Source organism: Agromyces sp. P1_H4, assembly GCF_056405255.1.
The window spans coordinates 1-14537 of sequence record NZ_JBFUCL010000054.1; the positions used below are offsets into that span (position 1 = coordinate 1).

Annotated in this window: 8 protein-coding genes; 3 read left to right on the plus strand and 5 right to left on the minus strand. The window is 71.8% G+C overall.

The annotated features are described in order from the left end of the window. Positions 1 to 45 precede the first annotated feature (45 nt). Positions 46 to 1704: an ABC transporter substrate-binding protein gene (locus AC1DY2_RS05630; RefSeq protein WP_476761523.1), complete on the minus strand. Its 1659-nt coding sequence runs from the start codon at positions 1702 to 1704 to the stop codon at positions 46 to 48. A 52-nt stretch (positions 1705 to 1756) separates the two neighbouring features. Then, a complete protein-coding gene (locus tag AC1DY2_RS05635) occupies positions 1757 to 4354 on the minus strand; it encodes a beta-glucosidase (RefSeq protein WP_476761524.1) in 2598 nt (865 codons plus the stop codon). A 221-nt stretch (positions 4355 to 4575) separates the two neighbouring features. On the opposite strand from AC1DY2_RS05635, the gene AC1DY2_RS05640 reads away from it, so the two are divergent. Both AC1DY2_RS05640 and AC1DY2_RS05645 read left to right on the plus strand, forming a co-directional pair. Then, positions 4576 to 5214 carry a TetR/AcrR family transcriptional regulator gene (locus AC1DY2_RS05640; protein ID WP_476761525.1) on the plus strand — a complete coding sequence of 213 codons (639 nt, stop codon included), beginning with the start codon at positions 4576 to 4578 and terminating at the stop codon, positions 5212 to 5214. A 12-nt stretch (positions 5215 to 5226) separates the two neighbouring features. Beyond that, complete coding sequence (locus AC1DY2_RS05645) at positions 5227 to 6366, plus strand: M20 family metallopeptidase (protein ID WP_476761526.1); 1140 nt, start codon at positions 5227 to 5229, stop codon at positions 6364 to 6366. Here the strand turns inward: AC1DY2_RS05645 and AC1DY2_RS05650 are convergent. From AC1DY2_RS05650 to AC1DY2_RS05660, 3 genes are all read right to left on the minus strand, one after another. After that, on the minus strand, positions 6329 to 7762 hold the full coding sequence (locus AC1DY2_RS05650) for an MFS transporter (protein WP_476761527.1): 1434 nt from the start codon (positions 7760 to 7762) through the stop codon (positions 6329 to 6331). The genes AC1DY2_RS05645 and AC1DY2_RS05650 overlap by 38 nt on opposite strands. A 108-nt stretch (positions 7763 to 7870) precedes the next feature. Then, the gene (locus AC1DY2_RS05655) at positions 7871 to 8653 is read right to left on the minus strand and encodes an endonuclease/exonuclease/phosphatase family protein (protein WP_476761528.1); all 783 of its coding nucleotides are present in this window, start codon (positions 8651 to 8653) and stop codon (positions 7871 to 7873) included. Between the two features lie 127 nt (positions 8654 to 8780). Beyond that, the gene (locus tag AC1DY2_RS05660; RefSeq protein WP_476761529.1) at positions 8781 to 12626 is read right to left on the minus strand and encodes a S8 family serine peptidase; all 3846 of its coding nucleotides are present in this window, start codon (positions 12624 to 12626) and stop codon (positions 8781 to 8783) included. A 191-nt stretch (positions 12627 to 12817) separates the two neighbouring features. Here AC1DY2_RS05660 and AC1DY2_RS05665 point away from each other — a divergent pair. Further along, positions 12818 to 14537: ATP-binding protein (locus AC1DY2_RS05665; RefSeq protein ID WP_476761530.1), on the plus strand; the 1720-nt coding region annotated here is incomplete at its 3' end.

The following is a 14537-nucleotide window of genomic DNA, read 5'->3' on the forward strand; positions in this document are numbered from 1 at the left end:
GTGCGGTGCGATGCGAAGGCATGCACCGCACCGGCTCGGAGCGTACTACTCGGTCGGCTTCAGCTTCGACAGGATGAGCGCCGCCTGCGGACCCGTCGGCTGCGGGTTCACGTAGGGGTCCTCGCTCGTCGGGAAGCCCGTGTAGTTCACCGTGGAGTACTGCGCCACGGCCGGACGCGACCAGATGATGATGCCGGGCACGTCCTCGACGAACCGCTGCTCGATGACGTCGAGGGCCGCCTGGCGGTCCTCATCGCTCGTCGCCGACTTGTACGTGGCGAGCGCCTGGGTGACCTCGTCGTTCTGGTAGCGGCCGAAGTTCCAGTTGGCCGTCTCACCGAGCGGCACGTAGGAGGCGCCGTCCATGATGTTCGAGTACATGTTCCACGGGGTGGTGCCGCCATCGGTCCAGTGCAGCGACGCCTGGAAGTTGCCGAACGGGATGGTGTCGTTGAACCACGTGTCCTGCACGATCGGCTCGACGGTGGCCTCGGCGCCGATCGACTCCGCACCCTCGGCGATGATGCCGAGCGCGTCGAGGTAGTCGGTCCAGCCGCTCGGGTTCGTGAGCGTGAAGGTCACGGGCTCGCCGTCGGGGTCGATGAGCTTCTCGCCCTCGTAGGTGTACCCGGCATCCGTCAGCACCTTCTTCGCACCGTCGACGTCGACCGAGAGCTCCTGGCCTTGGTACTCGTCGGAGATGAACGCGTCGCCCGAGGGCTGCGGCAGTCCGGTCACGCTCGTGATCTCGGGCCACACGCCGTACCCGGCGGTCTCGGAGATGTCACCGCGGTCGACGACCATGTTCAGCGCCTGCCGGAACGCCACGTTGTTGAACGGCTTCGTCTCGGTGTTGAGGTAGAGCACGTCGACGCCGAAGCCGCCGCCCGCGACCTGCGCGTAGTGGTCGGGGTTCTTGGCGATGAACGTGGACTCGTAGTCGGGGATGAACGTCCATCCCCACTGCGCGTCACCGGTCGTGAGGGCCGTGGTGAGGCCGGCGTTGTCGTTGAACGCGTCGTAGCGCAGCTGGCCGACCGTGGGCTTGCCGCCCCAGTAGTCTTCGTTCGGCACGAGCGTCACGGCCTGCGGGGTGAACGTCTTGAGCGTGTAGGGACCGGTGCCGATCATCTCGTCGTCGGTCCAGTTCACGGCGTCCTGGTCGGCCCAGAGGTGCTCGGGCACGATGAGGAGCTTGTAGAGCTTCGCCCGGTTGACGAACTGGCCGGTGGTGAAGTCGACGGTGACCTGGTTGCCGTCGACGCTGATGTCGCCGTACTGGTCGGGGAAGTCGATGTTCAGCTCGGGGTTGTCCTTGCGGAGCTGGATCGAGAAGGCGATGTCCTCGGCGGTGAAGTCCTCGCCGTCCGACCACTTCACGCCGTCGCGAGCGGTGATGATCGCCTGGGTCGAGTCGTCGTTCCACTCCACCGACTCGGCGAGCCACGGGATGGGGTCCTGCGTCGGGTCGATGTCGTTGACCTGCATGAGCGACTCGTACACGGCGTACGCGTAGCCGAGCGACAGCGACGCGGAGCCCGTGGCGAGCGGGTTGTGGTTGGGCTGCTGCGGGCCGTTCGGCATGCCGACGGTGAGCACCTTGCCACCGGTGTCACCGTCCCCGCCGCTGCCTGCGCTGCACCCGGTGAAAGCCAAGCCGGCGGCGACCAGTAGGGCGCCTGTGGCGAGGATGCTCTTTCGCATTTCCATGCCTCCTTGCATTTCGTGTGTGGGTTGGTGCGTGGTTCTGTGGTGCTCAGCCCGAGATCGTGTGCGTGGTCTCGAGGCGGAGGTCTCGTGAGCTGCGCCCGGCGCGCAGGCGGTAGGCGCCGACGGGCAGCGTCCAGCCGGCGGCATCCGTCGACCAGGTCTCGAACGACCGGCGTGCGAGCGGGATGTCGACGGTGGCGGTGTCGCCCGCGGCGACGTCGACGACCGCGAAGCCGGCGAGCCAGCGCACGGGGYGCGACTCGTCGTCGTCGGCCGAGAGGTAGAGCTGCACGACCTCGCGGCCGTCGCGGGCGGCGACGTTCGCGATGGTCACGCGTGCGAGCGCGAGGTGGTCGGTGCTGCCGTCTTCGCCGGTTCCGGATGCCGCGTCGACGAGATCGAGCGAGCGGTACTCCCACTCGGCGTACCCGAGTCCGTAGCCGAACTCGCGGGCGGGCGTTCGGCCGAGGCGGTCCCAGCCGCGGTGGCCGACGTCGACCCCTTCGGCGTAGTCGATGAACCCGTCGACGGGGATGCCGTTCGGCACGGGCGCGTCCGCCTCGTCGGCGGGGAGCGTCCACGGCAGGCGTCCGCTCGGCTCGATGGCGCCGCTGAGCACGGCCGCGAGCGACCGGCCGGCCTCCTGGCCGGGCAGCCACCACCAGAGCACCGCGGCGACCTCGTCGAGCCACGGCAGCAGCACGGGCGCGCCGGCGTTCACGACCACGACGGTGCGGGGGTTGGCGGCGACCACGCGGCGCACGAGCTCGTTCTGGCGGGCGGGCAGCGCGAGGTTCGGGCGGTCCCAGCCCTCGGACTCGGTCTCGGGGTTCGTGCCCACGACGACGACCGCGAGGTCGGATGCCGCGGCCGCCGCCACGGCCTCGTCGAGCTCCTCGTCCACCGTCCGGCCCGGCGCGCGGTAGCGGAAGTGCAGTCGCACGAACCGCCCATAGGACTCGCCGTCGATGACCTGCAGGTCGGCCTCGATGCGCACGGTGCGCGGGGCGGCGGTCTCGACCACCGTCTCGACGGTCGGCGGGTTGGCGTAGCTCGAGTTCAGCACGACCTCGACGCCGACGTGCGTGTCGGACTCGGCCCGGTGCACGCCGTCGACCGCGACGCGGTGCGCGCCGACGGGTGCGAGCTCGATGACGTGGCGTCCGGCGCGGTCGAGCATGACGTCGGTGATGAGCCGCACGGATGCCACGCGGTCGTCGTCGATCGGGAACCAGAGGCTCGCGGCATCCGGAACCTGCTGGGAACCGATGACCGCGCCGGCCGCGTCGAGGTGCTCGATGCGGATGCCGCGCCCGCCCTCGGGGGTCGTCAGCAGCTCGGCGGGGGTGAGGGGTGCGCCCATCGTGGTGGCGCCGCCGCGGTGCAGCTCGACCTTCGCGGCGGGGAACGCGGCGCGGATCGCGTCGAGCGGGTCGCTCACGTGGGGTGCGGTGACGAAGGCGCTGCCCCCGCCCTGCGTGAAGGGCGTGACGGCGTTGTGGCCGATGAGCGCGATGCGGGCGGGTCCGTCGGCGCCGGGCGAGACGGGGAGCAGGCCGCCGTCGTTGCGGAGCACGACGGTGGAGCGGGCGGCCGCCTCGGTGAGGAACGCGGTCACCTCGTCGTCGCCCGGATCGCCGGTGGCGCCGGTGGCGTCGAACGGGAGCGTCTCGCCGGCGAGCCCGCTGAGGGCGCCGACGCGCTCGGCGAGGCGCACGATGCGGGCGACCTTGTCGTCGATCGCGGCCTCGGGGACGCGTCCGTCGCGGACGGCGGCGAGGAGGCCGTCGGCCCAGGGGCCGCCGGGGCCGGGCATGACGAGATCGAGGCCGCCGAGGGCCGGCTCGACGGTGGTCTTCGTGGCGAGCCAGTCGCTCATCACGACGCCGTCGAAGCCCCATTCCTGCTTCAGGATGCCGTTCAGCAGGGGTCCGTGCGCCGTGGAGGTCTGTCCGACCCCATGGAGGACGAGGCCGTTGTACGCGGCCATCATCGTCCACACGCCCGCCTCGACGACCGCCTCGAACGGTGCCAGGTACACCTCGCGCAGGGTGCGCTCGTCGATGCGGCTGAGGTACTCGGTGCGGTCGGTCTCGGTCTCGTTGCCGACGAAGTGCTTGACGCAGGCCGCGATGCCCTGCGCCTGGATGGCGTCGACGAACGCGACCGCGAGGCGCGCGGTGAGGAATGGGTCCTCGGCGAGGCATTCGAAGTGGCGCCCGCCGACGGGGCTGCGCTGCAGGTTCACGACGGGGGCGAGTACGACGTCGACGGCCTTGCGCCGGGCCTCGGCGGCCATCAGCGTGCCGAGGCGGGCCTGCAGGTCGACGTCCCAGGTCGCGGCGGTGGCCGACGGGGCGGGCAGCTGCGCCGACGGCAGGCCGTCTTCGCCGGTGCCGCGCACGCCGATGGGGCCGTCGGAGACGGTCATCGTGCGGAGCCCGATCTCGGGGATCGCCCGGAGGGTCCACGTGGCGGCGCCGGTGAGCAGCGCGACCTTCTCGTCGAGGGGGAGCGTGGCGGCGACCGCGATGGCATCGAGAGCCGGGGAATCGGCGATCGTCTCGGTGCCGGCCGTGGACTTGTCGGAGTCGAGGGACTCGTTGGAGTCGAGGGCGCCGGCGGCGGTCGTCGTTGAGCTCACGCCTATACTCCATTCACGTCTCGTCGTTGAGTGACGAGGGACATGCTGGCACACTTACTGACTTGTAAGTAAGTTCGAGAACGTCACAGTTCGGTAACGTCGCGAGCGGGCCCGTATCGGGTCCGCGCCGCGGGTGCTGCACTCGACTCGCGGGCTCGCCGAGGCATCCGGCAGCGTTGCGGATGCCGCGACGACGAGCCGCACAGGAAGGAACCACCGTGGTGGACACAGCCCGAGACGACCCGCGGGGCAGGCCCGCCGCCGAGCGCGTGCAGCGGCCGCAGGCCCGCACGACCGAGCGTCGCGAGGCCGTGCTCAAGGCCGCCATGAACGTGTTCGGAGCCCGCGGCTACAACAAGGGCGCCCTCGTCGAGGTGGCCGAGCAGGCCGGCATGACCCACGCCGGCGTGCTGCACCACTTCGGCAGCAAGGAGGGCCTGCTCGTCGCGATGCTGAAGTACCGCGACGGCGAGGAGGTCGCCGGCGTGCCGGCCCGGGCGCAGACCGAGGGCCCCGCGTTCCTGCAGCACCTCGTCGACACCGTCGAGGAGAACACGCATCGCCGCGGCGTCGTGCAGGCGTACTCCGTGCTGTCGGGCGAGTCGGTCACCGACGGGCACCCGGCCCATGACTACTTCCAGGAGCGGTTCCACATCCTGCGCGCGAAGATCGCCGGCGTGCTCGGGGAGGTGTCGGGCAACACCGACGAGCAGGAGCTCAGCGACGCGGCATCCGCCCTTATCGCCATGATGGACGGTCTGCAGGTGCAGTGGCTCCTCGAGCCCGACGCGATCGACATGCCGCGCATCCTGAGCCGCACGATGGACGAGCTCGTCGACCGGCTGCGCGGCACGGCGTAGGCCGTCGACTCCATGCGCGTGACTCCCGATCGCGTCGAGGCCATGCTCGACGACCTCGCACGACTCGTGCGCGCCGAATCACCTTCCGACGATCTCGTCGCCGTCGCCGACAGCGCCGGGGTCGTGGCCGACATCATGACCGCGCGACTGGGCCGGGCACCCGAAGTCGTCTCCGTCGACGGGGTGCACCACGTGATGCTGCGGGGGCGCGATCCCCGGGTGCTCGTGCTCGGCCACCACGACACCGTGTGGCCGATCGGCACCCTCGCCGAGCTGCCGTTCCGCGTCGCCGACGGGGTCATCACCGGGCCGGGCACGCTCGACATGAAGGTCGGGCTGGTGCAGGCGATCCACGCCCTCGACCTCGTGCGCGCCGAGATCGGGCTCGATGCCGTCACCCTCCTCGTCACCGGCGACGAGGAGGTCGGATCCCCCACCTCGCGCGCGCTCATCGAGGCCGAGGCCGCCCGGTGCGACGCCGCCCTCGTGCTCGAGCCAGGTGGTGGCGGCGGCGAGCTGAAGGTCGCGCGCAAGGGCACATCCAACTACCGGATCGAGGTCGAGGGGCGGGCGGCGCACGCCGGGCTCGAGCCCGAGCGCGGCGTCAACGCGGGCATCGCGCTGGCCGGCATCGTGCTCGCCCTCTACGCCATCGCCGACGCCGACGCGGGCACGACCGTCACCCCCACCACCCTGGCGGGCGGGACCACGGCGAACACCGTGCCCGCGCGGGCGCACGTCCAAGTCGACGTGCGCGCGCGAACCGTCGGCGAGCAGCAGCGCGTCGACCGTGCGATCCGCGCGCTCACCACGCCCGTGTCCGGTGCCCGTATCACGGTCACCGGTGGGCCGCACCGCCCTCCGCTCGAACGCTCGGCCACGAACGGCCTGTTCGAGCGGGCGCGCGCGCTCGCCGATGTGCTGGGGCAGCCCGAGTCGGTCGGCATCGCCGTCGGCGGGGCATCCGACGGCAATTTCACCGGCGCGCTCGGCGTGCCGACCCTCGACGGCCTCGGCGCGGTCGGCGGCGGCCCCCACGCACCCGACGAGCACGCGCTCGTCGGGTGGATCGCGCCGCGCACGGAGCTCCTCGCGGCCCTCGTCGTCGACGTGGTCACGCGCGCTCGGCCGGCACCTTCACGTACAGCATGAGCACGAACCCGGCCGCGATCACGATGACGATGCCGAGGATGCCCCAGTACGTCGCGCCGAACACCGCGATGAACGTCGCCCAGAGCAGCGGCGACAGGAAGCTCGCGGCACGTCCGGTCGTCGCGTAGAGGCCGAAGATCTCGCTCTCCCGACCGGCGGGAGTGACGCGGGCGAGGAACGACCGCGAGGCCGCCTGGGCCGGCCCGACGAAGAGCGTGAGCACCAGGCCGAAGACCCAGAACACGAGCTTGCCCGAGTCATGGAAGAAGAACACGAGGAGCCCGGCGGCGATCAGGCCGCCGAGTGCCGTGAGGATGACGGCACGCGGCCCGAAGCGGTCGTCGAAGCGGCCGGCCACGATCGTGGAGACACCGGCGAGCAGGTTCGCCGCGATGCCGAAGATCAGCACCTCGTTCGACGAGAAGTGGAACGCGACCGCCGCGATGACCGCGCCGAACGCGAAGACGCCGGCGAGCCCGTCGCGGAAGACCGCGCTTGCGAGCAGGAACCAGAACGTCGGGCGCGAGCCCTTCCAGAGCGCCGCGATGTCGTGCACCAGCACGACATAGCTGCGGAAGAACGACACCCGCTCGCGGTGCGGCGCCGGCGGCGCCTCGGGTACGTACACGAGCACCGGCCAGGCGAAGAGCAGCGTCCACACCGCGCAGCCGAGCGCGATCACCCGGTAGGCGAGTCCGTTGTCGGTCGGCATCCCCCACCAGTCGAACGTCGTCGCGACGACGACGAGCACGAGCGCCACGATGCCGCCGACGTAGCCGAGTCCCCAGCCGAGTCCCGAGACCTTGCCGACCGTCTTCGGCGTCGACACCTGCACCAGCATCGCGTTGTAGTTCACTCCGGCGATCTCGCTGAACACCGTGCCCGCGGCGATCAGCGAGATGCCGAGCACGAAGTACGCCGGAGCGCCCTGCACGAAGAACAGCGCGACCATGCACGCGACGAGGGCGGCGGTGGCGCCGCCGAGCCAGAGCTTCCGACGGCCCGCGACATCCGCCCGCTGGCCGAGCACCGGCGCGAGCACCGCGATGAGCACGCCCGAGATGGTGATCGCCCAGCCGAGGGCGCTGGCGAGCTCGCCCAGCCCGCGTTCGTACGCCGGGTCGCCCTCGCCGAGCGCCGCGACGGCCGGGTCGAGGAACGTGTCGCTGGTCAGGTACAGCGCCGTGAACACGAACGTGAGGATGACCGAGTTGAACGGCTGCGTCGCCCAGTCCCAGAGCGCCCACGAGATCACCTGACGACGCGGGATGACCCGGCCCTCCTGCAGCTGCAGGCCCATCACCCGGATCGCGCCGGAATCGGCGGTCGCCGGGGGGACGGGCGTGCCGGGATCGGCCGGCGTCGTGCCGGCGGGCGGCTCGGGGGGAAGGGTCATGACGGAAGCCTCGTTCGGTCGAGTGAACGGAAGATGACGAGCCTCGGGCGGCCCGGCATCCCGGTGGATCGGCGCTGATCCTGCTGCACTGTAACGCTCGAGAACCCCTCAGGGGAACCGCACATCCGCGACGACCGGGAAGTGGTCGGATGGGAACCGCCCGTCGACCGGTGCGTCGACCGTGAACGCGGCATCGGCCACCGCACCGGCGCCGCGCCGCGCCAGCACGTGGTCGATGCGCCGGTCGATCTCCTTCGTCGCCTCGAGCGGCGCGAAGGGCACCGCGGAGCTCAACGTCACGGCCTCGGGGTCGCCGCCGGCGAGTTCCCACGTGTCGTCCGCGACGGCGGCGAGCGGGACGAACTCGGGCTGGCTCGCGTCGCAGTTGAGGTCGGCCAGGAGGAAGCGTGGCAGGCCGGACGCCGCCGCCGCGAGCAACTCGGCGAGGCGCCGGGTCTGCGCCAGGTGGTCGTCCGCGAAGTCGGGCTCCCACTCGGTCGCCGCCACGATCACCTCGAACGGGGTCTCGGGGTGATCGATGCGGGCCGTGAGCGCCGTCGGCGCGACCTGGCGGTGGCTGACGGGGAGCTCGTGGCTCGCGATGTCGCGGATCGGCCAGCGGCTCACGAGCCCGATGCCCATGAGCACGCCCGCCTGGTCGGGGTGCTCGGGCGGATCGGGCACCGGCGGCAGCGACGGCGCCACGAAGGCCGCGTGGAGTCCGAGGTGCCCGGCGACGACGTGCGCCTGCGACGTCTCGTCGGTGCCCCAGCACTCCTGCAGGCCGATCACATCGGGCTCCAGCTGCTCGAGCGTCGTCAGGATCCCGGCCTCGCGGGCCCGCCAGTCGGGCTCGAAGCGCCACAGCACGTTCCACGTCACGAGTCGCACGGCCGCGAGACTAGGCCGCGCCGCGGCATCCGGAAACCCCTTGACCCGGTTTCCGCCGTAAGGTCCTCCGGGTGCCGCAGCGGCGCCGCCCGGGATGGGCGACGCCGCTGGTGGGATGACCCGTCGACTACCCGGCCGGCAGCGGATCGACGTACGACAGCGTGGTCATGTCGGAGTCGCTCTCGTCGAAGCCCTCCAGCACCGCGCTCGAACCGCTCACGAAGACGCGGAGCCGACCCTCGTCGGTCACGTCGCTCGTGATCGAGGTCGCCGCATCCGTGCCGGAGCCCGCGTCGTAGTCAGCCGACCACACCTGCTCGCCCGTGGCCATGGAGTAGGCGATGGTCTCGTAGTCTCGGCGCGACTCGACGTTGTCCACGAACCCGGTGATGATCACGTGGCGGCCATCCGGGGTGACCGTGGCCGACTGCGCGATGTCGAGCGCGTTCGCCGTGCCGGCATGCCGGGCGACCCACAACTGCGCTCCCGTGGCGATGTCGTACGCCACGGTGGCGTAGTCGGAGTCGGTGCCGACTCCGTCTGAGTTGCCCGTGACGACGAGGGTCGCTCCGTCGGGCGAGACGACCGACGTACGCGGGGTGTCCGTCGCTGCGCCGTCGCCGTCGTAGCGGGTCGTCCAGAGCTCCTCGCCGGTCGTGCCGTCGTAGGCGATGGTCGCCCAGTCGTTGCTCTCGGCGCCGCTCGACCCCGAGACGAACACGGTGCCGGTCTCGGCGATGGTGACGGTCGTCGGGAGGTCGATGCCGTGTGCGGGGCCGTCGTGCTGGGCGGACCACAGCTCGGCTCCGGTGGCGGCCTCGTAGGCCACCGTGCCGAAGTTGGTGAGTCCGGATCCCTCGGCGCCCGCGCTCTGGCCGGTGACCACGACGGTGCTGCCGTCGGGGCTCACGGCGATGTCGCGAGGGTCCTCGGTCTCCTGGCCCGGACCGTCGAAGTACGAGATCCACACCTGCTCGCCCGTGGTGGCGTCGTAGGCGATGGTCGCGTAGTCGGTCGACTGCTCCCGGGTGGCCATGCCGGTGATGAAAACCAGGTCACCGGTCGGACTCACCGTCAGGCCGGCCACGAAATCGCCCACGCCCTGCTCGTCGAACCGCTGCAGCCAGCGCTGCTCCCCGGTCGTGGAGTCGTAGGCGATGGTGACGAAGTCGGACTCGGTGCCCTCGCCGCCGGAGCTGCCGGCAACGAACACCGTCGAACCGTCGGGGCTCAGGCCGAACCCGGTCAGTTCGTCGCCGCCCTGGACGGGGCCGTCATAGGTGGTCGACCACAGTTCCTCACCCGACTCGGGGTCGTAGGCGGCCGTGATGAAGTCGGGTCGGAAGGTGCCGAAGCCCGCGGGGTAGCTGTTCCCCGCGACGATGAGGCGCGAACCGTCGGAGGTGACGGCCGAGCCATACGCCTCGTCGTCCGGTCGGCCTGCGGGCCCCGCAGGCCCGTCGAAGCGCGCCTCCCACGTCTCGGCGCCGTTGCGCAGGCCGCGCACCACGATCRGGCTGCGCACGTCGTGGTCGCCGTCGCTCCAGGTCAGCTGTCCGGCGAGCGCACCGCTCTGCGTGCCCTCGGGAACCGTGAGGGTCAGCGCGAACTCGGCGCTCTCGCCCGGCTGGAGCGTCAGCGTGCTGGGCTCCACCGTCGCCGTGAGGCCCTCGAGCCCGGCGACCTTCGCGGTGTACGTGCTCGCGGCGTCGCCGACGTTGGTCACCGATCGCGTCACCGTCTGCTCCGTGCCGTTCACCCGGCCGATCGCGATCGACGCGAGGTTGAGGTCGCTCGCGTCGAGCGAGTGGCCCGCCGCCTCCAGGTCGTCGCAGGATTGCTGCTCGACCCCGTTCGTCGTCCCGCACAGGAAGGCCACCCAGTCCTCCAGGCCGCTGTCATAGACCAGGCCGGGATCCACGGCGGAGTTCGGGGCGACGTGTCCCGCGCCCTGCCCGTAGAGGGTGGTCGGATCGTTCGGGTCGGCGTCGAGCACGTCGGTGCCGGTGGTCATGAGCGCCGACTTGATCATCATGGGCGACCAGTCGGGGTGCCGGTCGGCCAGCAGTGCCGCGAGTCCCGCGACGTGCGGCGCCGACATCGACGTGCCGCTCATCAGGTTGAAGTCCATGCCGGCCTGGCCGGGAGGAGCGACCGCGGCGAGGATGTCCTGGCCGGGTGCGATGAGGTCGGGCTTGAGCAGGTCGCCGCCGGCGGCGCTGCTCGGACCTCGTGAGGAGAACGCCGCCACGGTGGGTGCCGGTGCGTCGAGGTTCACCTCGCCCTTCGCGATCGTCGCCGTCGCGCCCGCCGTGGCCGCGTAGGCCTTGAGGGCGGCGCGCTCGGTGTCCGCCACGTGCACCGTCGGCACCGCGTGGAAGTCGGCCACGACGTTGTCGGGCGCCGTGTTCACGAGCACCATTCCGACGCCGCCGGCCTCGGCGACCGCGCGGCTCTTGTTGACGCGCGGGTTCTCGCCGCGGTCGCAGAGGACGATCTTGCCGGCGACGAGCGCAGGGTCGAGCACGGGCGTGCCGCCGTTGTCGGACGCGGCCCAGCACTGCTCGACCTTGTAATCGGCAGCGCCGCGGATCCCGGCGCGGGCCGAGTCGATGAAGGGGGCGGGTCCGACGGCGGTCGGTGCCGCCGAGGCGCCGGCGTGCTCGGAGCCGTCACCCAGGGTGACCGATCCGACGAGGCTCCGGTTGTGTGTCCCCGCGGCCACCGTGGTGACCCACGGCGACGGATGCGCGACGGTGCCCGCCGTGGGGCCGTCGTTCCCTGCCGACGCGGCGACGAAGATGCCRCTCGCGGCCGCGTTGAGGAAGGCGATCTCGGCGGGGTCGAGCAGGTCGCTCGCCGTTCCCGAGACGGAGAAGTTGATGACGTCCACCCCGTCGACGACGGCCTGGTCGACGGCGGCGACGATGTCCGAGTTGTAGCCGTTCGCCGTCGAGCCGTCCTCGGCCGACCACAGCGCCTTGTAGGCGGCGACCCGGGCGCGCGGGGCGATGCCCGTGATCGCACCGAGCGGAGCGGCCGGCCCCGTCACCTCGACGTCGTGGTTGCCGGCCGCGGTCGACGCGGTGTGCGTGCCGTGCCCGTTGTAGTCACGGGGAGACAGGAACTCCCACGGGAGCTCCGCGGCCACGCCCGCGTCGCCGCCCCAGGCGGCATTGAAGTGGCGCGCCCCGACCAGCTTCTTGTTGCAGAGGTCGGCATCCCATGAGTCGTCCCCGACGGTCTGCTCGGAGTCGCAGCGACCGGCGAACTTCAGCGGCTTGTAGGCCAGCTTGCCCTTCTCGGCATTGCCCACGCGGTCGGAGAAGCTCGGRCTGTCGGGCCAGATGCCCGAGTCGATCACGCCGATGACGATGTCCTCGCCGGCGCCCGCCGTCTTCGTGGAGCCCTCGGGGCCACCGAGCTGCTCCCAGATACCGCCGGGTGCATCGAGGCCGAGGAACGAGGCCGTGTTCGAGGTCGTCGACTCGACGAGCTCGTCGGGGGTCACCGCGACGACCTCGGGCTGCGCGGCCAGGTCGGCAGCCTGGGCCGCAGTCAGCTCGGCCGAGAAGCCGTCGAACGCGTAGACGTACTGCTGCTGTGGCGTGCCCTTGCTCACCTTGGCCAGGGCTGCGCGCTGGGCGCCATGCAGGTGCTCCGAGTACGCCGCGACCTCCGACGCCTGCGGGTCGAGCTTCTTCCCGCGTTCGGGCCGGGTGCGGTTCAAGCCGGGCACACCGCCGTCGTACGACGCGACCGGGTCGAGGGCCAGCTGCACGATGTAGGTCCGGGGCTCCGTCTCGGCCTTCGCCTCCGCCCCTTCCGCGGGCTCCGGCGTCGCCCCGGGTACCGTCACCTCGACCTGCGCCTCATCGTCTGCCCCGGCCTGGGCGGCTCCGGCCGGGTCAGGCGCGGCGACCGCCGCCTGTGCCCCGGTCGCCAGCATCGCCGTGGCGGCGAGCGCCGCCAACCAGCGCCGCCCCCCGCGTGATCGTGTCCAACCTGCGTGTCGCATGGTGCCCTCCGAGTCCGCCCGCCCGCGCGGGTCCGCTGTGGGGACGCTATGCGGGGAAACACCGTCGGAACATCCGTGTTTTACACTGGCTTTTGCTCAGCGCACCGGGATCGCACCACGGGCCCGCACCGTGTCACGGATGGGAGTTGCCCGAGATCAGCGCCCACCATCGCCCCCCACCCCGGCCGTCATCGACGGCCTCGGCGCTCGTGGGCCGCGACCGCGACCTGGATCTCCTGCGCACCGCGCTCAGCACGACCCCGTCCCTCACGATCGTCGAAGGCGAGGCGGGCATCGGCAAGAGCCGACTGGTGCGCGAGGTGGCCGCCGACCCGGCGCTGTCCCGGATGCTCGTGCTCATCGGCCAGTGCGAGCAGTTGCATGAACCGTTCCCACTCGGCCCGGTGCTCGACGCGCTCCGACAGGCCGCGCCGGCGATCAGGCCGGAGGCGCTGGGAGCGCTCACCGGAGCACTCGCCCCCCTCATGCCCGAGCTCGCGCACCTCCTGCCACCCCCGCCGCCCGCCGTCGCCGAGCCCGGTGCCGCCCGGCACCAGGTGTTCCGTGCCGTGGCCGAACTGCTGGAGCACCTGGGGCCGGTGGCGCTCGTCATCGAGGACGCGCACTGGGCCGACGGCGGCACCTTCGACCTGCTCCGATTCCTGGCCTTCCACCAGCCGCCGAACCTGGCGGTGCTCCTGACTGCCCGAGCAGAGTCGGGGCCGCTGCCGATCGGCGAAGCCTTCGCCCGGGCGCCCGCCGGCCCGGCGACCATGCTCAGGCCGGCGCCGCTCGACACCGCCGAGGTGCGGGAGCTCGCACGGCAGGTGCTGGGAGTCGACCTGTCGGCACGCGTCGCCGAGGAGCTGCAGGAGAAGACGGGCGGCATCCCGTTCGTGCTCGAAGAGGTGCTCCGCACGCTGCTCGAGCGCCTGCCCGAGAGCCTCGAACTGCTGGACGGCCTCACCGTGCCGACCGCGCTGCGCGAGGTGGTGCTGCAGCGGCTGTCGGTGCTCGACCCGTTGGCCCGCGAGATCGTGGGCGTGGCGTCGGTGCTGTCGCGTCGCGTGGATGTCGAACTGCTCGCGGCCGTCGCCGAGCGCTCCACCCGCGAGGTGGTGGGCGCCATCGCGAGCGCCCAGGCCGTCGGCCTGCTCCAGGACGAGGATGATCGACCGCAGTTCCGGCACGCACTCGCCCAGCAGGTCGTGTACGAGAACCTCCCGGCCACGAGCCGGCGCTGGCTTCATCAGCGGGCGACGGCGGCGATCTCGGCACGCCCCGGCCCTGCCCCCAGCGCGCGGCTGGCGTATCACAGCAAGCGGGCGGGGAACACGACCGAGTTCGTCCACTACGCCGAGCAGGCGGCGGATCTGGCCGTCACGAACGGGGACGACTCGGCGGCCGCCCGGTTCCTCCTCGAGGTGGTCGAGTCCGGTCGGGTGCCGCTCGCGGTCCGGGTGAGGCTGGCCGGGAAGCTCGGTCGCGTGGCGGTCGACGGACTCGCGCACACTGAGGCCGTGCCCATCCTCACCCGACTGTTGGAGGGCGGCTCGCTTGCGCCGGCGGTGCGTGGCGAGTTGCGCTTCGCATTGGGACGGATGCTTCGCCAGCAGGGGCTGGCCCGAGCCGGCTTCGACCAGATCCGGATGTCACTGCCCGACCTGCGGGACCGGCCGGCACTGGCGGCCAGGGCGCTCGCAGTGCTGGCGGTGCCCGAGATCGCCGTGGGCGCGCACCTCGACGCGCATGCCGCCTGGGGTGAGCAGGCCGAAGAGGCGGCGCGGTTGAGTGGTGTCGCCGCGGTCGACCTCGCCGTGCGGTTCGCCCGGATCTCCCTGGTGCTGGAGCAGTGCGACCCCGGCG